Annotated in this window: 18 protein-coding genes and 2 pseudogenes; 10 read left to right on the forward strand and 10 right to left on the reverse strand. The window is 48.9% G+C overall.

Going from position 1 to position 24632, the window contains the following annotated elements:
- Positions 1 to 372: 372 nt before the first annotated feature.
- The 3 genes from pyrH to J4864_RS09890 form a co-directional block, all read right to left on the reverse strand.
- The gene (gene pyrH, locus J4864_RS09880; protein WP_007367237.1) at positions 373 to 1083 is read right to left on the reverse strand and encodes a UMP kinase; all 711 of its coding nucleotides are present in this window, start codon (positions 1081 to 1083) and stop codon (positions 373 to 375) included.
- Positions 1084 to 1181: 98 nt separating this feature from the next.
- Positions 1182 to 1973 carry a biotin--[acetyl-CoA-carboxylase] ligase gene (locus J4864_RS09885; RefSeq protein WP_211814749.1) on the reverse strand — a complete coding sequence of 264 codons (792 nt, stop codon included), beginning with the start codon at positions 1971 to 1973 and terminating at the stop codon, positions 1182 to 1184.
- An 18-nt stretch (positions 1974 to 1991) separates the two neighbouring features.
- Complete coding sequence (locus J4864_RS09890) at positions 1992 to 2357, reverse strand: YraN family protein (RefSeq protein WP_211814750.1); 366 nt, start codon at positions 2355 to 2357, stop codon at positions 1992 to 1994.
- A gap of 206 nt (positions 2358 to 2563) precedes the next feature.
- Here J4864_RS09890 and J4864_RS09895 point away from each other — a divergent pair, with 206 nt between their 5' ends.
- The gene (locus tag J4864_RS09895) at positions 2564 to 3016 is read left to right on the forward strand and encodes a nucleoside deaminase (protein ID WP_211814751.1); all 453 of its coding nucleotides are present in this window, start codon (positions 2564 to 2566) and stop codon (positions 3014 to 3016) included.
- 158 nt (positions 3017 to 3174) lie between these two features.
- On the opposite strand, the gene J4864_RS09900 is transcribed toward J4864_RS09895, so the two are convergent.
- The 3 genes and pseudogenes from J4864_RS09900 to J4864_RS11940 all read right to left on the reverse strand — a co-directional run bounded on the left by J4864_RS09900 (position 3175) and on the right by J4864_RS11940 (position 5122).
- Entirely contained in the window at positions 3175 to 3873 is a 699-nt protein-coding gene (locus tag J4864_RS09900; RefSeq protein WP_211814752.1) for a TetR/AcrR family transcriptional regulator, read from the reverse strand.
- Positions 3812 to 4286: pseudogene (locus J4864_RS11855) on the reverse strand (aminotransferase class I/II-fold pyridoxal phosphate-dependent enzyme); the annotation flags it as partial. The gene J4864_RS09900 and the pseudogene J4864_RS11855, both read right to left, overlap by 62 nt.
- Before the next feature lie 671 nt (positions 4287 to 4957).
- Positions 4958 to 5122 (reverse strand): hypothetical protein, encoded by a 165-nt coding sequence (locus J4864_RS11940; RefSeq protein ID WP_317194573.1) that lies wholly within the window; start codon positions 5120 to 5122, stop codon positions 4958 to 4960.
- A gap of 322 nt (positions 5123 to 5444) precedes the next feature.
- On the opposite strand from J4864_RS11940, the gene J4864_RS09910 reads away from it, so the two are divergent.
- Positions 5445 to 7727: a TonB-dependent receptor gene (locus J4864_RS09910; RefSeq protein ID WP_211814753.1), complete on the forward strand. Its 2283-nt coding sequence runs from the start codon at positions 5445 to 5447 to the stop codon at positions 7725 to 7727.
- 37 nt (positions 7728 to 7764) lie between these two features.
- Complete coding sequence (locus J4864_RS11995) at positions 7765 to 7860, forward strand: cysteine peptidase family C39 domain-containing protein (protein ID WP_394371031.1); 96 nt, start codon at positions 7765 to 7767, stop codon at positions 7858 to 7860.
- Between the two features lie 480 nt (positions 7861 to 8340).
- Here the strand turns inward: J4864_RS11995 and J4864_RS09920 are convergent, their stop codons facing one another.
- Together J4864_RS09920 and J4864_RS09925 are read right to left on the reverse strand one after the other, a co-directional pair.
- Positions 8341 to 11202 carry a hybrid sensor histidine kinase/response regulator transcription factor gene (locus tag J4864_RS09920; RefSeq protein WP_211814755.1) on the reverse strand — a complete coding sequence of 954 codons (2862 nt, stop codon included), beginning with the start codon at positions 11200 to 11202 and terminating at the stop codon, positions 8341 to 8343.
- A 34-nt stretch (positions 11203 to 11236) separates the two neighbouring features.
- Positions 11237 to 12505, reverse strand: a complete 1269-nt coding sequence (locus J4864_RS09925; RefSeq protein WP_211814756.1) for an ATP-binding protein — start codon at positions 12503 to 12505, stop codon at positions 11237 to 11239.
- A gap of 361 nt (positions 12506 to 12866) precedes the next feature.
- Here J4864_RS09925 and J4864_RS09930 point away from each other — a divergent pair, with 361 nt between their 5' ends.
- From J4864_RS09930 to J4864_RS09960, 7 genes and pseudogenes are all read left to right on the forward strand, one after another.
- The gene (locus tag J4864_RS09930; protein WP_211814757.1) at positions 12867 to 13139 is read left to right on the forward strand and encodes a hypothetical protein; all 273 of its coding nucleotides are present in this window, start codon (positions 12867 to 12869) and stop codon (positions 13137 to 13139) included.
- A gap of 60 nt (positions 13140 to 13199) precedes the next feature.
- On the forward strand, positions 13200 to 14549 hold the full coding sequence (locus tag J4864_RS09935; RefSeq protein ID WP_211814758.1) for a hypothetical protein: 1350 nt from the start codon (positions 13200 to 13202) through the stop codon (positions 14547 to 14549).
- A gap of 39 nt (positions 14550 to 14588) precedes the next feature.
- A complete protein-coding gene (locus J4864_RS09940) occupies positions 14589 to 16094 on the forward strand; it encodes a hypothetical protein (RefSeq protein ID WP_211814759.1) in 1506 nt (501 codons plus the stop codon).
- Between the two features lie 337 nt (positions 16095 to 16431).
- Entirely contained in the window at positions 16432 to 17943 is a 1512-nt protein-coding gene (locus J4864_RS09945) for a hypothetical protein (RefSeq protein WP_211814760.1), read from the forward strand.
- 62 nt (positions 17944 to 18005) lie between these two features.
- Positions 18006 to 19199: an Lcl C-terminal domain-containing protein gene (locus J4864_RS09950; protein WP_211814761.1), complete on the forward strand. Its 1194-nt coding sequence runs from the start codon at positions 18006 to 18008 to the stop codon at positions 19197 to 19199.
- A gap of 85 nt (positions 19200 to 19284) precedes the next feature.
- Positions 19285 to 19616, forward strand: a pseudogene (locus tag J4864_RS09955) (RteC domain-containing protein); the annotation flags it as partial.
- Between the two features lie 370 nt (positions 19617 to 19986).
- On the forward strand, positions 19987 to 21204 hold the full coding sequence (locus J4864_RS09960; RefSeq protein ID WP_211814762.1) for a transposase: 1218 nt from the start codon (positions 19987 to 19989) through the stop codon (positions 21202 to 21204).
- Positions 21205 to 21265: 61 nt separating this feature from the next.
- On the opposite strand, the gene J4864_RS09965 is transcribed toward J4864_RS09960, so the two are convergent.
- A complete protein-coding gene (locus tag J4864_RS09965) occupies positions 21266 to 23587 on the reverse strand; it encodes an outer membrane beta-barrel family protein (protein WP_211814763.1) in 2322 nt (773 codons plus the stop codon).
- A 324-nt stretch (positions 23588 to 23911) separates the two neighbouring features.
- The gene (locus J4864_RS09970; RefSeq protein WP_211814764.1) at positions 23912 to 24541 is read right to left on the reverse strand and encodes a hypothetical protein; all 630 of its coding nucleotides are present in this window, start codon (positions 24539 to 24541) and stop codon (positions 23912 to 23914) included.
- Between the last annotated feature and the right edge of the window lie 91 nt (positions 24542 to 24632).

Consider the following 24632-nt stretch of genomic DNA (forward strand, 5'->3'; position numbering starts at 1 on the left):
AGATAAGAAAATTATTTCTTACTGTCCATGGACAATGTATAGATTAAGGAATTATAACAGCTGCTTTCCATACGTATGGAAAACAGAGGAGACAGGAGGACTTCCACTGCCGTTATGTCAGGAAGACGGCAAAGACAGAGGAGGGTGTGTCAAAATGCAAATACCATTTTGATCATCTTACAGTTTGAAACCATTCATTAAAAATGACCATTTCCGTACTCGATTTTGAGTAAAGAAATGGTCTTTGCTTTTAGGAAAAACCTGCTTATAGCTTGAAAGTTGTCAAGTTGTTAATCTGCATTTTGACACACCCTCGTTCCTCTTCACAGGCGGGGGGCTGATGCTCCCCCGCCTTTCGTGTTCACGCTGTCGTCAGTTATGCACCAGCGTGCCGATGTCCTCGCCGTCCATCACCTTCTTCAGGTTGCCGACGACATCCATGTTGAAGACGTAGATCGGCAGGCCGTTCTCTTTGCACATGGTCGTCGCCGTGAGGTCCATCACCTTGAGCCCCTTGTTGTAGATTTCGTCGTAAGTGATTTCGGTGAATTTCGTGGCGGTCGGGTCTTTCTCGGGATCGGCCGTATAGACACCGTCCACACGGGTTCCCTTGAGCATGACATCGGCCCCGATCTCTATTCCCCGCAGGCTTGAGCCTGTGTCGGTGGTGAAATAAGGATTCCCCGTCCCGGCCGAGAAGATGCAGATGCAGCCGGCCTCCATTGCCTCTATCGCCTTTCCCTTGCTGTAAAATTCTCCGATCGGCTCCATGCGGATGGCCGTCAGCACCTTGGCCTTCACGCCGATCGCCTCGAGTGCCGAACTGAGCGCAAGGGAGTTGATGACGGTGGCACACATCCCCATCTGGTCGCCTTTCACACGGTCGAAGCCCTTCTGGCTGCCGCTCAGCCCGCGGAAGATGTTGCCGCCCCCGATCACGATACCGATCTGCACGCCCATGTCGTGTACTTCCTTGATCTGCCTGGCGTAATCGCCGAGCCGCTCCGGGTCGATGCCGAAGCCCTGTTTTCCCATCAGGCTCTCCCCGGAGAGCTTCAGGAGTATTCTGTTGAATCTTGCCATTGTATTTAGTAGTTTGTTTGGGAGTTGAAGAAGTCAGAGGAGTTGATGTCCAATGTGATGTCAACTTCTTTGACTCCTTTGATCACATTAACTTCTGATTAAACAATAAATTCCACCTCTTTGAACTGATAGGAACGGATCCTGCCGTTGCGGTCGCGGAGAATCAGATGGCCGTCGTCCTCCACCTCGACGATGGCTCCGTCGAACTCGCCGTCCGCATCACGGAACCGGTGGAAGCCGCCGCGGCGGTACAGGGCCTCGTGGTACATCGCACTGATGTCGTTGTAGCCGCCCATCTCCAGCAGATGGTAGAAGTCGGAGAACTTCCTGATGATCTTGTCCAGCAGTTCGTCCTTGTCCACTTCGTGCCCTAAGATCTGGCAGAGAGAGACCGGGTTGGGCGCATCGCTGCGGAAGACGGTCTGGTTGACATTCAGTCCCACGCCGAAGATGCAGTCCTTGATGTGGCCGCCGCCGAGCTTCGTCTCGATCAGTGTCCCGCTCAGTTTCCGGTCTTTCCAGTAAACATCATTCGGCCATTTCAGGCGTATGCCGTCTTTCACATAGTCTGCCAGCGCCTCCTTCAAGGCCAGCGCACCGGCCTCCGAGAGCAGGAACTGGCTGCGGACGGGCAGCATTACGGGGTGGACAAGGACTGAGAAGAGGAGGTTCTTCCCGGCTTCGCTCTCCCAGGTATTCGCTCCCTGTCCCCGCCCCGCCGTCTGATATCCGGTTACCGCCACGGTCATCGGCTCATCGGCAGCAGGCGTGTAGTTGCGCAGGAAGGAGTTGGTACTGTCGACCGTCTCCAGCCGTATCCTCTTCACTTGGGGTTCCGTCGTTATGGCATCGGGCCTGAACCAGCCCAGCACAGCATCTATTATCTTCATCGTCTGTCAGTTTCTTTCTCAGATATAAGGCAGGAAGGCATCTTTCACATGACGCACTTCATTCGCCCCTGCCGGCTCTCCCACGACCGTGATGATGTCGAAGCGGATCTCGAGGCTGATGCCGTACCGCTTGACATAGGCGTTGGCGGCAAGAGAGATCGAGCGCACCTTCTGGGGAGTAACAGCCTCGTCGGCATCGGCGAACCGCTCGTTCTTCCGGGTCTTCACCTCGATGATGACGAGCACGCCGTTGTCCATCGCGACAATGTCCAGGTCACGGTGGCGATAGTCCCAGTCACGGTGGAGAATGGTGTAACCCAGCTGCCGGAGGTAGCTGGCGGCCACCTCTTCCCCCCATTTTCCCAGTTCATTGTGGTAGCCCATACATCCTTTCTGTAAAAGCCGGGAGAGACGGAAACGGGACATGCCTTCTGTCCGCATCCATGACCGCCATGGTGTACGAGGAGGCTGGTCCGGCTCTTCCGGGGGTCTCTGTCACCGCTCCCGTCATCTTCGGTTACATTGTAAATAACCGTACAAAGATAGGCGAATCTTTTGTAAAATCAAAACAAAACCTGTATTTTTGCAGCATGAGTACGGAAGAACAGATGAAGAAAGACCTCTACTATATGCGGCAGGCTCTGGCAGAAGCTGAAGCGGCATACAGAGAAGGAGAGATTCCGGTCGGTGCCGTGGTGGTCTGCCGGGACCGCATCATCGCCCGGGCACACAACCTCACCGAGACGCTCAACGACGTAACGGCCCATGCGGAGATGCAGGCCATCACGATGGCTGCCAGCGGACTGGGCGGGAAATACCTGCAGGACTGCACGCTGTACGTCACCCTTGAACCCTGCACGATGTGTGCCGGCGCCATCGGATGGGCACAGCTCCGCCGCATGGTCTACGGATGTCCGGATGAGAAGCGGGGCTATCGCCTCTATGCCCCCAGGACGCTGCACCCCAGGGCGGAAGTCGTCTGCGGGGTGATGGAAGAGGAGTGCAAGGCGCTCATGCAGCGTTTCTTCCGGGAGAGGCGGTAGCGGAGGAACGGGGGCGTCGGCTGGCCTTGTCCTGACAGGTCCGGTCTGCCATGCCCGTCTTGCCGGTGCGTGATTTGCCCCTTTGTGCGACCGGCTCTGAATAAAAATTCCCCAATTATCACGCTGGATAAGTGGGGAATATACTTGTTATGTATCGTTCAGTTAAGGCATTTTTTAATGATTTCATCACTGATGCCGTTTTCTTTCATTTTCTCTGCGACAGTATGTCTGTAATCAGTCAGATCTTGATAGTGGAATATCATGTTTCCTAAATCCTCCAAAGCTTTTTCTATGCGTTTGCGACCAACCTCTGTGTTTAAGTCTATTTCAGCAAATTTAGAGCGATCCCTATGCAGGTTAAGGTAATATATGCCACCGATAATCAGTGCAGATATGGCAGAGATGTCTATATCCTTAAATTTCGCCTCATAGATATTGGCAAGAGGCAATGTGTGCATTTCCCTGAGCATGGCTGTGCGGACCGTGGTCTCATTTCCCTCTGCAATTTCCCAACGTAATAGTTCTAACATCACAGATTTTTCTTGAAGTTCTTTCTGTAGATTTTTGAGAATATTGATATACCCCAATTCTGAATCTGTCGGAAATTCAATTTCTGTCAGGACATCCTTAAACCAATAATCGTATCTCTTGACGAATTCATCATAAAACCCGCCAAGATTGTCATATCTGTTATAGAAGACAAGCGGTTCAATTCTGGCTTTCTTGATAAGTTCTGTCACCAGCATTGATGCAAAGCCTTTTTTCTTGATCAGACTTTCTGCTGCCTTGATAATGTCAGCCTGTATATCGACGTTCGTCCTTCTGTGTCTTTTGGGCTTGTTTTCTTCTTCTGCCATTTAAAAAAGGTATTGATTTCCTGATTTCCACAAGAGCGGTTACCAATTGTTCCTGCCGTACTGTTTCATGGGAAGCCAACACACTGACGCTAACTAAGCCGTGCTTCCTCGGTTCTTACCGCAGGGTATGTGATACCGCTTACAAAGATACATCTTTTCTGCAATTCTCGTGCTATTTCATATATTTTTTTATTGTCCCTGACCATAATAGGGAATATGGCTGATACGGAGCAGCCTATGTCAATGCCTTCCTCTGTCAGTCGTTTGCGCAGATAATTGACATTGGTCTACAATTTCTTGCGGATCTCAGGACGTGCTTGTATGAGTTTCGGTGCCTTCAGTGAAGATGCCGCAACCTGTGGAGTTATTGCAGCGGAAAATACATTGCTGTCGGCATAATATCTCAGATACTGTGAACGGAAGACCCGAAGTGATTCATCAAACAAAAGCATAGCCAAGACCGTCAGCTGTCCATTCTGTCATCACCCTCCGATGCAAAACAACCTTTTCATTTTAATACGTTCAAAATACAGACAGGATTTTGAAAAGTCATTACATGATTTCAAACAAATCATCTGCAAACATGAAAAACACGTGCAAAAAGCAAGTCTGTAACCGGCAGCCAATCAATTGGTTGTCAAGTCATTCTTAAAAGGTGCTTGATTGGACTTCAATAGGGCGTTGGTAACACGCTAATAGAGCACCTGTTGCAGGTCAATCAGGCATCTTTTAGAAGCCGGAAGAGCATGTGTCAGCTTTGAACTGCGTAAAAATATTTACAGACACCGATGATACGGGTATAAGTTGTCTGTAGAGGCGGAAAGGCATGCTGATGAATAGACACAGCATCAATTTGCCTTTTCTGCATCTTATCTTGTAGTTTGTCCTCCTTTATAAGACCATCTGATTTGGGACAGTCATACCCTGCAAGCGCATAAGTCTTTATTCTTCTTCCAACCTACGCATGTAACGGAAGAACCGTGTTTCCGGACGGCATTCATGCCAGCCTCCTTGGTCTCACTCCTTTGCGACATGCCTGAATAATCATTGGATATATATGCCGAAACCTCACCGTCATAACCATCTATCTGCATTTTGGCTCCAACTCCCGTTCTTGCATGACCCGATAACTCTTGCAGCCGAACTGGGCCGTCTGGTCAATGCAGCTTTGGAATTTTTGGGCACGTTCGATAACGTTCTCGTTGAATGTAACCTCGAAGTCTTTTAATGAAATAAGTTCTTTTCTCATATAAACAATGTAAAAATAGAAAATGACACAACAGTATTTATTATAAATACATGTTTTTGGAAAATTAAAAACTGATTTTTCTTGTTTTAAACAATATGTATATGTATATTTGCAGTGGCAAGAAGATAATTTGTCTACAAGATTATTGAACAGACATTACAAAGCAATGCCGGAAGCTAAAAAAGGCAAACTAAACATCAAAATTATGAATAAGATTAATAAAATCACAATTCTTAGTGATGACTTCTCTCTGAAACGCTCGGAGGATTATCCAATCGGACAGAATTTAGCTTTTTATCAATAATTTAACGCATCTATATATATGAGGTATCTTCTGTTAATTCTTTTTGGGACTATATCATTTACATCTTTTGGTGAAGGACTTAAAGGTAGAGTAATAAATGCAAAACAAGCAACAATACCTTTCGTAAATATTTTAATATATGTGCAGAATAACAATAGACCTTTGGGGGGAACGACAACAGATGAAAATGGAGAGTTCACCATTAACAACCTTACCAAAGGGAATACATTAACATTTTCCTCCATTGGTTATAAAACTAAAACATGGCTGTATGATGGACAGGACTCTGTAAATATCATGTTAGAAGAGGAGACACAAGTGCTTGAAGAGGTTGTTGTCAAAGCTTCAAGATACAAGAAAATGGTGGATAGATTAATAATATATCCAAATAAAGAGCTTAGGGGAAGTACTGACAATGTATGGGGGGTACTTGATAAGCTCCATTTGCCTAATGCTATTGTTTCCAAAGAGTCAATGGGGATCACGATGTTTGATGGAAAAAGCGTCGCCTATCAAATAAATGGTGTGCCGGCTACTGCTGAAGAATATCTTGCAATCTCCCCCAACCAGATAAAGTCAATTGAGTTTATAGATAATCCTGGCGTCAGATATGCCACTCAAAATTTTGGCGGAATCCTTAATGTCAAGACTAAGGAAGGGGTAAAAGGTTATGGATTCGGATTCAAAACAATGGATGCTGTCACGACTTTATCAAGTGAAAATAACATCTTTCTGAAACTTAATAACGTAAAGGATCAAATCACGTTTATTTATGGCAATAAGCTCAGGCATTATACCAAGAACAGAAATGACACAAGGCTTGCGTCCGACCCGCTTTCGCTCTTACAGATAAAAGAAGGTGACAACTCGGTTTACAGTTATCGGCAACATAGTCTGAAAGGTGTGTATAGTCATGTTGCTGAATCACTTCTTTTGAACGTTAATTTCAACACAGAACTCTACGATAATGACAAAGATGAAACCTTACAGAAAGTGTACGCATTCAATAACTTCATCAGTAACACCGCTTTGACACCCACGTACAAATCAAATTTATATTCATTAGACATATATGCGGCTCAAAAGATTGCAAAAAAGGATAATCTGATATTTGACTTGTTAACAACATACAGAACCAGCAATTATAGATATAATTTTATGGAGACGGACCGGTCTTCCATGATTTCATTTAACTATCAGTATGGTGTGCGTGGTAAGCGTCTGTCCTTTATTCCGGAGCTCTTGTACGAACATAAGATAAATGACCTGAACAATCTTACTATTGGAGTAAGAATAAATTATGCCAAAACAAATAACAACTATAGTCAAGCCATAATGAAGAAAGACCACTCTGACAGTTATGACATACTCAGTTATGCACAATTTCTTGGTCGCTATAAGAATCTAAGTTATCAGATAGGACTTGGAGGAAATATTGTTAGCTATGACAAGGACAGCATTTCCTATACGAAAAGATTCATGCGCCCCATGATTAAATTTTCATATACGCCAATGAATAATTTGACTTTCTCTTTCAATGCAGAACTTATTCCCCATGTACCAGAGTTGACAGATATGGCAAATATCACAAGAAAGTTGAATTCCATAGAGATAGAAAAGGGCAATCCTGACTTACGTCCTTACATAGAATATAACAATAAGTTTGATGTCGCCTGCAATATCAGCAGATTTTATTTCCAGTTAGCTTATTCGCATGGGTTCAGCCGCCATCCTTTTGCCCCGAACAGCTACATTGATAATGGTAATCTTTATTATATTACAGATAAATATAATAAAAGTCGAGTCCATACCCTAAGTACCTTTCTCAATTATGAAGTTATTAAAGATCGATTAACATTATCGGGATCCTGCGCTTTTTCAAAAACTTCATTTCAGAAGGACAATCTCGACTACTCGAAGAACATATGGAACTACTACGTAGAGGGTAACTTGAACTTGACAAAGAACTGGAGTATGAATTTTGGTATTATCAATAACCGCAAGGAACTTAGAGGTAATCTTTACTTAGCACAGGAAGATGCTGCCTATTTCTCTACATCTTATCACCTTAAACAATGGATGTTTACCGCAGGGATATGGGATCCATTTAGAAGTAAGATCAAGCTTTCCGAAAGGAATTATGCTAATAGCAAATTTACCAAAAGCATCATATCGTGGAATGCCGATAAAGCCAATATGGTGTATATACAAGTTTCGCTTAGCCTCAATAAAGGACATAAAGCTCAAACATTGAGGCAAAAGATTCACAATATTGACGATGAGGATGGCATTGTTAAATAAAAGTTATAAATTTCCAAATCAATTGCAACATGATACTATGCAGTGTGGAGTAGCATGCTTAGAAATGATATGCAAGTATTATAAAAAAAATATTCTGCAAATTGTTCACCTTATTTTTTGCGACTGTATATGACAGCGACTGGAATGAACCGCACTCTCCAGCAAATGTGTGGATGCCCACCACGTATTGTGTTGTCGGTAAACACCGGTCGTGTTGACGGCCCGCTCCTTGCAACATATTGCTGGGGATGGGGTCAGCTTGTAAATGGAGATGCGCTGTGCCGGCAGAACTCATTTAATTAGAGGGCTTACTTTTCCGAAAACAATGCGGATTTTTCCTGTTTATAAGGATATGCATGGGAAACCATGCTGTTTGAGTCTTATCGGACAGTATTCAATAAATTTAAGTGCAGGAAAGTGAAATGCATGGCCTTGGTGAACAGCCGGCTCTCACGTCAAGGCTATGCGCTCTATGCGACAGCTGTCTACGCATTAATGGTGGACCCCGTTTTCCCTTCAGATGAGCAGATTCAGCTTTCTTCTTGAGGGAGAGTACAGCGGCTATGCGGATGGACGGAAAAGCGAGATGCTGCTATCTACGACTTATGTGGACTCAAATGCCGATTCCCCTGCGATAATCCATAGGCGTGACGCCGTACATCTTCCTGAAAGCACTATAGAAATTGGGCGTATGCTCGAAACCGCAACGGTCGGCGATGTCCTCAATCGTAAGTCCGGGTTTGGTTTCCAGCAGGTTTCGTGCCTTCTGCATCTTTATCTTCAGCATGTATGAGGCGGGGGAGTCGCCTGTAATGGCAACGAGTTTACGGTGCAGCTGTCGTGGGCTCATGCAGAGTTTCTCTGCCAGCGTGTTCACCTCCAAGTGCCGTTTGTCCAAGAGCTGATAGATGAAATCCACCGCCTTGGCAAGGAAGCGTCGCTCTGCATCCGTGAGTTTCTGCTCCTTGTCCGTATCAGTACTATTGCTGAACTTGTCACGCAGAAGGCGATGACGGTCGAGCAGCTTCTCCACCCTTGTGCGCAGCTCGTCGGCGTTGAACGGCTTGGCAATATAGGCGTCGGCCCCTGACTCCAATCCCCTGATACGTTCTTCCTCCGTGATCTTCGCCGTAACGACGATGATAGGGATATGGTTGATGATTTCGTTTCCACGCACCTGCCGGCACACTTCCAGACCGTCCATGCCGGGCATCATCAGGTCGGTGATGATGAGGTCGGGCACAAGGTCGAGTGCCTTTTCCATTCCTTCCTTGCCGTTGGCGGCATAGGAGACAGCGTAACGGTCGGCAAAGAGCGAACCGATATAGGCGGCGATGTCGCGGTTGTCCTCAATGACAAGCAGATGACACTGGCTGTCCTCGCCTTCGCTGTCGGCAGGCGTTGTCTCGTTTTCGGGCAGGAGCGGAGAGTTGTCAATCGTTGTAATACCCATATCTCGCTTGCTGTCATTGTGAATCGGCACATGGATATGGAATGTCGTGCCTTTTCCTACCGTGCTCTCTACCGTGATGGAGCCTTCTACTGCGTCAATAATCTGCTTGACGAGTGCCAGCCCCACGCCCGTACCGATGTTTCGCACCTCAGTCTCTGCCTGATAGAAAGGCTCGAAGATATGGGAAACTGTCTCCTTGTCCATTCCCTTGCCCGTATCGGATACATCCAAGAGCAGGCTGTTGCCTTCACGCCATACGGACACGCTTACCTTTCCGTATTCGGGCGTGAACTTGAAGGCATTCGAGAGCAGGTTGTTCATTACTTTGCTCACATAGTCGGGCACAAAGTCCATCTCCACCGCCTCCTTGGCAAAGAAGTGCAGGTCTATGTTGCGACTGCGGGCATAGTCGCGGTAGGTCTCTATAATCATCGTGAGATGCGCCGTAATGTTGCCGTTGCACCAATCGGGATTGCCCACGGAAGATTTGATTTTCGAGATGTCCAGAAGCTGGTTGATAAGCGTGAGCAGACCCTTGCCCTGCCGTTCGATAGTCCGAGCGCTTTCCCTGACCGCTTCCGTTTCGGCATCTTGCAGGTCGTGACTCAGTCCGAGTATCACGGTGAGCGGCGTACGGAACTCGTGGGTGATGTTGGTGAAGAAGTTCTCGCGCAAGGCTGACAGTCTTTTCAATGCCAGATGGCTGCGACGGCGCAATCGGTTGGTATAAAGTACGATTGCCAGTACTCCTGACAAGACGAGCAGCACAACCCCCAGAATAGCAAAGCCGACATAGCGCGCCGTCCGTTCCTGTTCCAGCCTGTGCCGTGCCTCGCCCATCTCCCTCGCCTGCCGGTTGCGCTCGATGTTCAGGCTCGTGTTCTGTATGCGGTTCACCTTTTCCATGTTCAGCACACTGTCTTGCATGGCCGTTGCCTGCTCGTAGGAGGACAAGGCCGTGCGGTAGTCGCCTGTCCGTTTATAGTGCTTGTAATATAAGGTATGGATTTCCGTCAGATGCTCCGGCGACTTGATGCGTTCGGCTATCGCTTTCGCCTTGCCGAGATATTCCATCTCCTTTGCGTCGTTGCCGGTGGTATGGTAGATGTCCGCAAGGGCAATGAGCGAATTCAGGGCATGCCATTCGTCCTTTGAGGCTTTCATCAGGCGGTAGGCGGTTTCGTATTCCTCGGTTGCCTTGTCGTATTGCCGTGACTCCTTGTAGAGCGAACCGAAGTAAGTGTGGCAGAGCGATATGCCGAGTGTGCTGCCTGCTTCTGTGTTGAGTGCCATCGACTTGCGGTAATACACCCAAGCCGAGTCGATTTGCCCGCGATGCTCGAAGATGGAACCGAGGTTAGCGTAGTTGATAGCCTGTCCCAATGTACTGTGTAATTGCTGCTCGACTTTCAATGCAAGGCGCAACGCACTGTCGGCACGCTCGTAGTTGCCCAGTGTCATGTAGATGTTGCCCAGTCCGTTGAGCGATATTGCCCGGTTTTTCTTAGCGGTGAACGAGGTATCGGCGCATTCCTCGCTGAGCGTCCATGCACGGTAATGATATTCCTGCGCCACGTCGAGCACGCCCATCCGCCGGTAGTCGGTGCCGATGTTGTTCAGCGCCTGCACCCACTCAAGCGTATCGCCGATGGCTTCCGCCTGCTGCTGTCCCTTGCTGTGTACGTTCAGGGCTTCCTCGAAGCGGCTCTCGTTGCGCAATGCCTTGCCCCATTCCCGCAGGGCGATGATGCTGCCGAGCCTGTCGCCCTCGCTTTCCAACCGCTTTTGCAGCGAGGCGAGTGAATCGATGCCGTGGGTGGAGCGCACGATGCTGTCCGCCACCTTGCGTTCGTCAGGGGTGAATGACACAGGCTTCCTCCCGCACGAAACGAGTAGAAAACAAACTGAAATAAACGCCGTTAACGCGCTTAAAATCAAACGGAGGTTTTTACCCACCGTTTCACTAAAAGACTCATAGAGAGGCTGTAGGAAGGCTTTAAGACCGCGTTTGTGGTGCTGCATAAGTATAACGTTTTACATTTATTCATGAGTGTGTTTATTGCCGGGTCAACCATTCGGCGGCAGGAACCATACGGATGATATGTCCGTTCTTCTCCACCTCACGGTCTTCGTCGAAGTTGATGAGCAGCAGGTTCTCGCAGTGGAATTTCGTGGCGGCTTTCAGCAGGGCGTTGATCTCACGGTTCAGAGTTTTCTCCGCGCTGATGTCGTAGGACACCTGCACCAGTTGTTCCACCTTGCCGCCCTTGGCGATGACGAAGTCAACCTCCCATTGCTTGTCACGGTAGTAGAACACGTCGGCATATTCAGGGCGGTAGCGGCGGAGCAGTTCCACATAGACCACATTCTCCAGTCGCCAGCCCGTGTTCTCGGTGGAGAAGGTGCCGCCGCGCTCCGACACGAAAGCCACGTCCACGACATACACTTTTTCGTTTCGTACGCGTTCCCGGCTCTTGTAGGAGAACTTGGGAACACCCAGAAGCAGGAATGCTTCCTTCAGATAGGAATAGTAGTTTTCTATGGTATGGTTCGATACGCCGAACATCTGGGCAAGATCCGTAGCCACGAACTCCTGACAGAAATTGTCGGCAAGGTAGGTTGCCATCCGCCGGAGCACCTCCACATGTCGCAGGCGGAACCGCCGGGCAATGTCGTTCTTGATGATGGAATTGAGCAGAGCCTCTATATATCCCCGTTTGTTCTGCTCGTTCAGCAGTTCGGGAAAACCGCCGTCCGTCAGGTATTCATGCAGGGCTTTTTTGCGCAGGGCCTTGGACTTGGTGGAGAGGGAGCGGAGCTCCACACCGCGCATCGTGGCATATTCGGCAAACGAGAACGGATAGAGCTCCACCTTGTTGTGCCGTCCCGTCAGGTGGGTGGCCAGTTCGCTGCTCAGCAACTTGGAGTTGGATCCCGTGACGAACAGGTGCACTTTCTGGCGAAGCAGCCGATTGACAAACAGCTGCCAGCCCTTGATGTTCTGCACCTCGTCGAGGAAGAGATACTTGAAATCGCCGTATAGCTGATACAAGGCATCGAGCACGCGGTCGAAATCTCCGGTCTCCAGCCCTGTCAGTCGGTCGTCGTCGAAGTTGGCGTAGGCAAATTCCACTCCCTGCTGCCGTATGAACTTCTCGCACAGGGTGGATTTTCCGCTTCTCCGCACACCTATCACAATCTGGGCAAGGTTGCTCGACGGCGAGAGCTGCCCTTCCTCCATCCTGTCGCACAGCAGTGACAGCTCGCGTGACAGCAATTCTTCCTTTTGGTCGGAAAAGACGGTCATCAGTCTTCTTGCATCCATGTCATCATGATGTTTCAACTACCTGCAAAGATAGCGAAAAGTTCCATAATCCGCAAAACGATACCGAGAAAACTTCCATAATTCACCAAATATTTCTTTTATCGGCTCATTGTCTTCTGCTCCGAAACCTATCAGGAAATGCGAAAAGACCTGCCTCGAAGCCTCAAAGTATCCATCTCTTAAAAGATGTAAAACTATTCATGGGTTTCTTATGAGTATCAGTGAGTTGCAAGCCTGAAATGTCCGATTAGAATAATTGGGGCAGGTACAGAATGTCCGATTAGAATAGTTTTTTGTCCGATTAGCATAGTCCCCTCCCATCGTTTTATCTTTAATTTCGCAACAGAAAAACAGATGAGCTATGACCCAAACAGAAAGAAAAATACAATCGGAAGAACGACGGCGGAAGTCCGATGAGGCACAGCGGTTCTCGGAAGACCGTATGCAGCTGCTCGATACCGTCCGCCAAATGATCGACTTTGAGTTCGAGCGCCGCGGAGTGAAAACCGAGGGCAACCCTCATCCTGAGAATCCCCCGCCCGAGGGCACGGGGCGAGAGCCTCCCGACCGCAAGCCACCCCGCCGCTCCCTCTGGCAACGGCTCATGGGTATCTTTACAAGCAGCCTATTATAATAGGGTATGCAAGGCAAGACAGTATATATCATCCATCCTTTTAATTTAATTCAAGCAAGTATGAACGAAAGACGAACGAAACCGCTCATCCCGCCGCTCAGCGGCAGATGGACAAGAGTAGGTCTCACGGCACTGCTCACCGCAGTCGTCGCCGTCGGCGCACAGGCGCAGACGAATGGCGAAGGGGCTGCGCAGCCACCACGAGACCGGAACAGCGAGCTGCGCACCCGCACCTGGAGCGTCTACGCCCAGAGCGGACTGTCGTGGGCAAGCGACGTGTGGTATCAGAACCTCGATGCCAAACGCAGTTACAAACAGTCGCCCGCCGTGGGCGGCGGCATCGACTTCACCATCCGCCCGTGGGTGCGTGTGGGTGCCGAGTATCTCTGGTCGCGCTACCGCCGTGAGCAGCGCTTCTCCACGCTCGACACCAAGACGATGCCCGTCAAGGTGTATGGCAACTACCTGATGAACTACCACAACGCCAAGCTGGGCGTAGGCTTCAACCTGATGGAGCTGTGGCCGCGCCGCCGCGCACAGTGGCTGAATATCTGGGTGGGCACGGGCGTAGGCTACACCTTTGCCAAGGGCAACGAGTACGGCATCTACATCAGCAACACGCAGACGCAGGGCGGACAGACCACGCCCATCGGCGACGGTACGACCATCGGCAACGACTCGGAGATAACCGTCACGGGCAACGTGCGCACGGCGAACCGCCACGAGAAGTTCAACACGCTCTACGTTCCCGCCTCGCTCCACATCGAGGCCGACGTGAGCCGCCGCTTCACCGTCGGACTGAAAGGCGAGACGGACTGGCTTCTCAATCGCAAGGACATCGCCCCGAAGAACCTCATCTTCGCCCTTGCCACCGTACGCTACAACTTCGTGGCGAGCCGTGCCAAGGTGCAGCGAGTCTACTATGAGGGCGAACTCTCCGCACTCAACGATCGCATGAACGCCCTGCAACGGGACGTGGCAACGGAAAAGGCACGTGCCGAACGCGAAGCGGAAGACCGCCAACGGGCAGAGCAGCAGCAGGCCGAACTGCAACGCCGCCTGACCGACTGTGAAGAGAGACAAGCAGAGCTTCCCGCCACGGTACAGCCCTCGCACTTCGTGCAGTTTGCCCACAACAGCTCCTATATGATCCGTGAGGAGGCCGAACACCTCAAAGCCTTTGCCCGCAGCGTGCGCGGCCATAGGCTTACCCTCGTGGCCGAGGCCAGTACGCCGGGTGCGGACGGCTACAACCAGCAGCTCTCCGAGCGTCGCCTGGCCCGTGTGGTAGAGGCACTCGTAAGGGAGGGCTTCGACAAGGCCGACCTGCACCCGCAGACAGCCATCGGCGAGCGCAACGGCAAGCCTGCCGCCGAAGGGCGCAGGGTAACCATAAAGGTGGAAAAGTAAGCAACAACAAAGTAAACAACCCATTAAAATCATAGTAAGATGAAACGAATCAAATCAATCCTGTTCGCCATCGCGATGCTGTTAGCAACACCCGCGTTCTTCACCTCGTGTCAGGAGGACGCGCCCGAGATCAATTACACGATGAACGTGTCGGTCATCAACGACTTCACCAAGGTGGTGGAGGCCATCAACAACGGCTTCCTGAAAAACGAGGAAGCCATCAAAAAGCTCACCGAGGCCATCGACAAGATGAACGCCGACCAGCAGACCAAGCTGCAGGCCATCATCGACGTACTCAACTCCGTGAATGCCACACTCGAGACCAAGCTCACAGCCATCGAGGCAGCGATGAAGGCGCAGACCCTCACTCTCGAGAGCAAGCTCACCCTCTTGGAGACCGCCATCAAGAACCAGACCCTCAAGCAGGAGGAGATGGCAGGCAAGCTCATCACCGCCATCGAAAACTTGCAAGGCGATATGCAGGAGAAGATAGCAGCCATCGCCGAGGCCATCAACAATGTGAACACCACGCTCCAGAGCAAGCTCGCCCTCATCGAGGCGGCCATCAAGGCACAGACCCTCTCGCTCGAGGCAAAGCTCGCCCTCATCGAAGCCGCCATCAAGGCGCTGCCCGACTACAGCTCGCAACTCGCTGCCATCAAGACGGCCATCGAGAACCTGCCCGACTACGGCGACAAACTCGCTGCCATTGAGGCCGCCATCAAGGCGATGCCGAACTACAGCGACAAATTCGACGCCGTGGTTGCCGCCCTTAATGCGATGAAAACGCAGATTGAGGCACTCGGCACGGGGCAGGCCGACATCGTTACGGCGATCAACAACACGACAGCCGCCATCAACAGCCTCATCGCTGCCGTGAACAGTGGCAACGCCGATACAGCCGCAGCCCTCGCACAGATTATCCAGAAGCTTGAGGAACTGAAGGAGAAGATTGGCAACGGCGGCGGAGGGGTAACACCCCCGACACCGCAGCCCACGATGGAATATGTAGACCTCGGCCTGAGCGTGAAATGGGCAACCTGCAACCTCGGTGCATCGAAGCCGAGCGACTACGGTCACTACTACGCCTGGGGCGAAACAATGGTTAAGGCCGACTACTCATGGAATACCTACAAGTGGGGTACGAAAAGCAATATTACCAAGTATAATAAAGGCGGCAAGACCGTCCTTGATCCAGAAGATGATGTCGCCACCGCCAAACTTGGCACTCCCTGGCGCATGCCGACCGATAAAGAAATCAATGAACTGATCGGCGGATGCACCTGGAAATGGACGAAGAAGGACGGCGTAGAAGTCTACGAGGTGAAAGGCACGAACGGCAACGTCATCTTCCTGCCTGCCGCCGGCTACCGCAAAGGTTTCGAATCCCAAGATATCCGCAAAAGGGGCTACTACTGGTCGAGTTCGCTCAGCGATGTGCCAGGCAGCGTCAACGCCCGCTACCTCATCTTCAATTCGAACGACCAAAACTTGGGCTTCGACGACCGCTGCTATGGGTTCCAGATTCGCCCCGTCCATCCATAAGCTTGCCTCGCCCCCACAGGCATGATGCAATAAGCTGACAATAAAACCTCTCCCTCCCGTCCGCAGCGGCGGGAGGGAATATAAGAACAACGCTCAGCCGCTTAACTATATAAATCAGAATCACAAACAGACATTCAAGACATTACAGACTGAAGAAGGGCATCGGGAACGATGCCGATGACAAGAAACTCATCCTTGTCCTGCCGAACAAGGGCAAGGGCAAGATGACAGAGAAAGAAAAAACAACCAAAAGGAAACAAGACATTGCCACTAACGCCCAAGTCCCCGACACGGCGTTGCTCAGAAAAGAGACTCAACAGGGGGGCATTATACTATCATGGTAAAACTGAACAGAATCATAGCAACAACAACCGCCGTGGTGCTGGCTTTCACCTTTGCCACACCCGCCCAAGCACAGTTTGGCAACATTCTCAAGAGAACCAAAGACGCAGTGAAAGAGAAGGTAAAGGAGAAAGCCACGGAAGCCAAGGACAAGGCGGTGAACAAGGCCATGAACAAGGCAGCCGATGCTGTCAACAACGTCACAGGCACGGACAAGGCAGCCGATGCCGTCGGCAACCTCACCGGCATAGACATGACAGCCGGACAGACCGGGCAGTCCGGGCAGCCGTCGGCAGACATGCCTTACCTCCACGGGAGCAACTTGAGCAAGAGCGGTGCTTACAGCAAGCTCACCAACCTCTACAAGCAGAACTTCAAACCCTCGAAGCAGGCACTTGCCAACGAGCCGTATGCCAAAGACGAGAGCGTGCCGGGCGGCTTCTCGAAGTCGTACAAGCAGATGTATGCCGCCTACGAGCATCTCGACCCGAGGCTCTTCCCGTTGCAGCCCTACTACAAATATCCCAATTTATATGCCCTTGGCAAAGAGCGGCTCATCTATCCGCTTGCCTACTATCTCGATATGATCAAGATGTTCCTCACTGCCCCGATGGGCTATGAAGGCTATGAGAAACTGGGCATCGTGGGCTACGATGCAACGAAGAACCCGGAACTTGTTTCTGCCGACGGACAGAAACTGGCCATGCAGGTGGACGAGCTGTTCCGCTATCCTATGGCGGCACGCTTCTTTGCCGACCCCAATTGCAAGAACTCGGTATGGGCGCTGGGCATGCTCCTTGCCTACGAGAGCACCCGCGTAACGGCGGTGAGGGAGTATGCGGTAAGCGGTAATACCGGAGTGGCCGATGCGAAGGCAGGCCTGATGTTCCCCTACGCCGCAGGGGTATCGCCCTACGACCGCGAGGTGCTGATGCGGGATGTGGCGTGTGTGGCAGTAGACATTAACCTCATTGCCTCGACTGTGAAGGATTTCTATGAAATGGTGGAAACCTCGAAAGAGCCCCATCTGAAAGTATTGTATATGCTTGCCGGCAACGAAATGTACAGGCACATACTGACCCATCATAAAGACTACGAGCGCAACAAGAGCAAGTTCAACACGCAGCTGATGGCTTACACCCGCTACAACAATACGCCCGAATACACAAAGATCGTCAATGAGGCGGTAATAACGCCCGAACCCCCGACAATAGAACTAAAGGCAGGAGCAATGGACAAGCAGCTCAACGCCCAGGTGCTGCGCATAGCGAAGCAGAAAGTGCCGGGCGCGATCCGTGTGGTTGTGACTAACCCAGCGTGGAAGGTTCACTACAACGGCACTGTGCCCACCGACCGCGCCGTGCGGGCATGGGTGGTTTACCGCAACAAGAAGGGCAAGCTCGAAGCCCACGACTACAGCTTCTGTCAGGACTATCAGGGCGGCGGCAAGTATGGGGCAATGCGCTATAAGGGCGTGGGGTTGCAGACGGTATATGTAAAACAGTGATATAAGCCTTTCGAATCGTTCGCGACGGGAAGGCAACCAACATCGCAAAACATTCAACAATAATGAAACGAAAAAATTTCTTTGCGAAAGCGGCAGGAAGGACGCTTGCTCTCGCAGCAACAGTGATGATGATGAGCGCGGCGTTCACCGCCTGCTCGAGTGATAACGACGAGCCGAAACCCGACCCGAAGCCCGAGCTCAAGGCGCAGACTGTGACCATAGACGGCAAGGAGAAGCCCATCCTCAAGGCCGAGTACAAAGACAAGGGCGGCTACAGCCTCTACCTCAACCTCTCGGCCGACGGTAAGGAAAAGGTGGAAATACAATTGAACAAAGCCCAGCACATCACCGGCAGCCCCATCGACCTGACCAAAAAGGAAAAGGAGCACGGCGGGTGGTATTGGGCGGTAGATTACTATAAGTCCGACGGCACCAGCCTCATCAAGACTTATGCCGCCCCCGACGATAGCGACTTCCCCGTCTTCACCACCGGCACACTCACCGTCAGCGGCTCGCCCGAGGGCACCATCAATATCAAGCTCGAGAACGGGCGCGTAAAAGGCGAAGACGGTAAGGAGCACACCCTCACCGCCAACTACAGCGGCACGATGACGGAAATCGGAGGCGGAGGAGGCTCCACGGAAGAATACGTAGACCTCGGCCTGAGCGTGAAGTGGGCCAAGTGCAACCTCGGCGCATCGAAGCCGAGCGACTACGGCAGCTACTACGCCTGGGGAGAGACCGAACCCAAAGCAGAATACACTTGGGCAACCTACAAGTGGATGCAGGCGGGGCAGTCCGACTGGAAGCACATCACCAAGTACACCATCGCCGACGGCCAGACCGAGGGCATCTGGTATGACGCCGGCGGCACCTTCATCGGCGACAACAAGACTACCCTCGAAGCGGCCGACGACGCCGCCACCGCCAAGCTCGGCTCGCCCTGGCGCATGCCGAGCTTTTACGAAATCCAAGAACTGATCGACTACTGCACATGGACGTGGACTATGCAGGACGGCAAGAACGGCTACGAAGTGAAAGGCAAGAACGGCAACTCCATCTTCCTGCCTGCCGCCGGCTACCGCAAAGGTTCCGTACTCAACAATGCCGGTAGCTGGGGCTACTTCAGGTCGAGTTCGCTCTACATAGGGTACAACGACTACGCCAGCAACCTCAACTTCGATTCGGATAGACACGACAAGTACAACTACAGCAGACGCTACCTCGGGTTCTCGGTTCGGCCCGTCCGTCCATAGATTTTTCCTTGCTTCTGTGGGCATAGTGCGCTAATTTGTAATAGAACTTTCGGACATCGTCGCCATCGAGCTGGAACTCCTCGACATGTGTATCAAAGGGCTGCTGCCGACAGCGAAATCCGTCCTTGCCTCTCCTGCCAAGAAGTTCCGCTGGACAGGCAAGGTCGTGGATTTGGTGGAACTGCTCTATGCCCTTGACACCTGCGACTGTATCAACAATGGAGAAATCGGTGTGGAGGAACTTGCAGACGCTTTTTTCCGACATCTTCGGTGTGGAAATCAAGAACTGCTACAACGTCTATATGAACATGAAGCGCCGCAAGGACGACAGCCGCACCTGTTTCCTTGAGACTCCGGGAGAAACTGAATAAACGCATGGTGGAGAGCGACTTGAAAGGCGGGAATTTCAAGAAACGCCTTAATTCCGCAACCTCACTAAACCTTTTTTGTATTGTCGTCAATGTTCATTTAATATGTCATTTTCGTTAAAGAGACGGCCCTTTACGGCTTTTTGTCCGTCATAAGCACATAATTCCCCCTTTCCCCCATGGGGGGAGTTAATGCTTAACCCTCGAAAATATTTGATTCATTGTGTCGTTAAGCAATAGTCCGTTAAATTTTCGCGGTTTGCGAATCTTTCGTCCCTAAGGCAACAGAAATTGTGACAGAAAGAAAACATGATAAGTCTCTGAAAAAGAGCAGATCAAATAACAAAATATAACATAATAAAATCGTCTATCTCATTGAATTTCAGTAACTTTGCAGATGTAAAAAGACAATAAAGTTTATGCTGATAACCAACTTGATTAGCCGATATACGAAGCTCTGCAAAGCAGCATTCAGTGCCGAAGATGGAGCAAAGTTAAGCAAAAGTATTCAGACAAACGTCATGGAAATGCTTTTTCTTTTGATGGTCATCCCAAGGAGATGCAATTTCACGCAGATGGGACGCTATGGCAATCGTGGCGAGCAGTGCTGTCGGCAGACGGCAGAGCGCAGCGTGGACTGGCTTGAGATGAACATGTGGCTGAGTACTTTCGCCTTCAAAAAAGGCAAGGGTCGCAATGCCATCGTCATAGGCCCGAGCTTCATCAAGAAGGCTGGGAAGCATACCCCATACGTGGGTACGTTCTGGTCGGGCTGTGCAGGTGCGGTAAAGCACGGTCTTGAGATCCTCGGCATCGGTGTGATAGACGTGGGCCTGCATGAGTGCATGATGCTGAAGGCTGTGAAGACCACATTGGAGAAAGGCGAGGAGAAAAAAGAGATGAGCCTATACGACTGGTATGCCAAGGTGTTGCAGGACGACAAGGTAACCTTACAGCGTATCTGCAAGGTGCTTGTCGCCGACTCAGCCTTCTCCAAAAGACCCTTCATCGACAAGGTTATGAAGATGGGATTCCATGTTGTGAGCCGCCTGCGTCATGACGCAGCCTTGTTCTACACATGGGACGGGAAACCCACGGGAAGGCTCGGCCGTCCCCGTGTCAAAGGTGACAAGATTGACGTGAGGAACATCGATATGTCCAAAGTCGAAATGCCTGAGCTGGAGGAGACCTCCGGCAAGGCTTATGCGCTCAAGGCATGGTGCAAGTCCTTGCGCAGGGTCGTTTCGCTTGTCATCCACGAGTTGCCTAATGGCAGTCGGCGCTTGTATTTCTGTACGGATGAGAGCATGGACGGACGCGATGTGGTGGAGTACTACACCACACGTTTCCAGGAGGAGTTTTGCTTTCGCGACGCAAAGCAGTTCCTCGGCCTTACAGATTGTCAGGCACGCGACAGGAGAAAACTTGACTTTGCCTTCAACTCTTCATTCACGTCACTCAATGTGGCCAAGATCATGTGCAGGGAACTTGGCACGTCCATCGGTCGACTTAAAGCGCAGATGGTCAATGCCTACTATGCGCAACGAATTATTGACGTGTTCGAGAAAAACCCGAACACGCCTTTAAATAAAGAAAGTATTAATGAGATATTTAGTTTCGATGCTGAAGCAGCATAATATTTAACGGACTATTGATATTATTGGATATCCCATAAAAAATAACCCTTATATTGATTTCTTACATTCTGTTTTTCTGTGCTTGCCCTGCACCTGTACCTTTATACTTACTATTGTGCAGGTTGAATTGATACTTCACAGATAACTGCACATAGCTGCAAGAATAGTTATCGAATTCTGTCCAATTATTTGGTCCAGAATAGAGTGTAAACTTGTTATTGTTCGTGCCAAAGATGTCGTAAACGTAGAAAGAGAGGGTGAGGCGGTCTTTTAAAAGTTGCTTATAGGCTGAGAAGTTGGTGACAAAAGATGCCTTACAGAGATAAGTGTTGGTCTCGCCTCCTCGGGTGTTCGCCTGAAGACCGAGTGAGAGTGTAGCCCATTTGGTTTCGAAAGTGTTGGTGATCTTGAAGTTCGCTAATGGCGCATTAAGGTTATTACCATCGCTAATATCCATCTTATACCATTGTTTTGATAAGTTCGCATTGAACGAAAGTTGATAAATTCCGATCTTAGGTTGTAGTGAAAGATTAAATACAAGTTTATTATAATTAGGCATATTAACAGGATTAAGAATCAAAATGCGAGGATTGTTGTTGTAAGGTGTCGATAGATAAGCCACTTCGTTCTTGAAAAGTTGTACCATAGAGGTGAAAGTTATCCACTTCCAAGACAAAGTATAGCTGATGTTTCTAGTAAAGGTTGGGCGCAAAAGTGGGTTGCCTCCTTCATATGTAAATCTGTTATCGTATTGTATACCAGAACGTAGTTGGCTATAACTAGGACGGCTTACATCTACACCATACGATAATTGCATCTGTGTTCTGCCCACAGGCATTGACAAAGAGAGGGATGGGAAAATATCATTATATTTCTTGCTAGCCTCTTCTTGCAGTACATCATGGTCGTAAAACTTAAAGTTGAGATGTTCGTAACGCAGTCCAGCCTGAACGGAAAGTGGTTCAAACTGGCGTGCATAATCCACCATCATGGCTTGCATGATTTCGTCAATATGATTACTAACATTTTTTACTTTGTTTTCGGGTAGCACTGAATAGTATTCTTTTCGGTTGGTTTTGCTGCCTTCGATACCCCATGACAAAGTACCATTCCATACAGGATAAGACAAAACGAGCTTTGATGCTATGATCCAGTTGTAGGTGCGGCGATGCGTATTTATATCTTCTGTGTGCTTAATAGCGTCCGTCCCCGTGTAGACTTCATGGGTGTTCATAGGCTCTTTCTTACCATACCACATATAGTCTGTATTAAAATCGACACCGAGTTTGCCTACTTTCCCGTAGTAATAGAAGTTACTGCCAAAGTTTTTTGATTGGGCAATTGAATGGTATTCGCTAAAGTTTTTTTCATCCAAAGAGCCATTTTTCAAGAGGGTAACATTGCTTGTACCTTCGCCTCCATTGTAAGCATAACGGTCGTAATACACGCAGGCACCAATCGAGTTGCTATCGTTTAGTAAGTAACTCGCAGATAGTTTTCCATACGGATTTACATTCTTGTAGGTCTGAGCAATGTCGGTTGTCTGTAGCCAAGAGTCGCCTACAAGGGTGTGTTGACGCATTTGTTTATCATCAGGACGCTTATTAATTTCGCCAAAAAGATAGACATTGAAATCCCAATGGGTGGTTTGCTTGCTGATACGCAGCGCATCGATCCATGTCATTTGGCGTTTTTCGTTAAGCCGTGAAGTGATTTGATTGCTGATGCCGAGTCCTTGATTGCGGTTGCGGAGAGTGGTGATTTTCAATACACAGGTGGTAGTTGCTGGATATTTTGCGCCAGGATTGTTAATCACTTCAATATTTTTAATCTCTTCCGGCTTAAGCGTTTGTAACTCGGTAGAACTCTGCATAGGACGCCCGTCAATATAGATAAGCGGTGTTCCACGTCCTAATACAATGATATTTTCGTTCTGAACAGATACCATTGGTACAAGGTTAAGCATCTGATAAACCGAACTTGTCTTCGCAAGGAAGCTGCCTACTACATTAGTTATCATACCTTCGCCCTTCAATCTTGTCTTTGGTAAGGTAGCCTTAACAACAACTTCTTTTAACAATGTTGCATCATAGCCAAGGGCAATGGTCAAAAAAGATTGTCCTGTATAATTTATAAATTCCGTTTTATATCCTATGTACGAAATTTTAAGGATACTACCATCCTCTATTTTTTCTATTTGGAACATCCCTTGTTCATCACTCACTGTCCCTCCAAGGAGTGTGGAATCTTTCCCAGATAACACAGCTATATTAGCAAATGATAGAGGGCAGTTATTTTCATCGGTAATATTACCTGAGATACACTGAGAATTGGCTTTTATGCATGAAAGCAATATTAAAATAAATAATAGTACCTTTTTCATTTCATTTAATTTTATCTATTAGACAATTATGGGACTTTGCGAATATACCATTTTCTACAGTATAACTTTTTATTCTGCAATTCCTCATGCTACAAGCTGAATAACATCCTCTACGCCGAAAGCACCTTGTACTTGTGCGAGTTCTGCTTTTGAAAGCAGTTCTGTTTCTTTTTCATTTTGATAACGTTTTAATTAATAAATAACGATAGTCGACATCCCCGTTTTGTCTTTTGACAATGCAAATATATTTATATCTCCAAATTATATCGTTACACTTTTGTGTAATTCTGAATTTGTTGTCTGGAATATTACACAAAAGTGTAATCATGCAGCCTTACAAAGTTCACCATACTTAGAAAAGAAGCCCATAATACCTCTTTTACTGGAACATACAGGAACGGTCTCAGATGTCAGGTAGTCGATGGATTTTCCGATTTGACGTGTACCAAATCCCAATACCTTCATTACTTTCAATAGTTTGCTGTCAATCTCTGCAATCATATAGCTGTACTTGTCCTCCACTATCGGCTTTACCGCTAATGCCATTAACCGCTTGAACAATGTCAATGTTGATATTCCCGAATCCTTTGCAACGGCAAAGCGTCCGATATGCCAAAAATTATATTTACTTTCCTGGTGAATAGCATTCAGTGGGTTTATCCCATATATTTTTTCGATAGGAAGAATCTTGTGTTTATCCCAATGAAAACTCCTGATGCAGCCAATTATATTCCCAAAGGCATCCCTTGCAATATAGATATGAGATTTGTTATCATACAGATATTCCTCTTCTTCAAGCACTGATTTGATGTCTTCATTTACTTCTTTCTCTGTAAATGAAGATAAGTGATGAGAGTAATTTTCCTTGACCACAAACTGTGCTATTTCCAACAGACTCGTTTTGTCTGCCATGAAGATAGCGTAATCCTTAAATGTTGCAATCTGTTTTTCCATAATGCTTTTTGTTTCTTGATTTATATGGCAAAAATACTCCTTATAGAAATATCACCTATTACACTTTTGTGTAATTTGGCATTTCTCTCTT

Source organism: Prevotella multiformis, assembly GCF_018127985.1.
Taxonomy (GTDB): Bacteria; Bacteroidota; Bacteroidia; order Bacteroidales; family Bacteroidaceae; genus Prevotella; species Prevotella multiformis.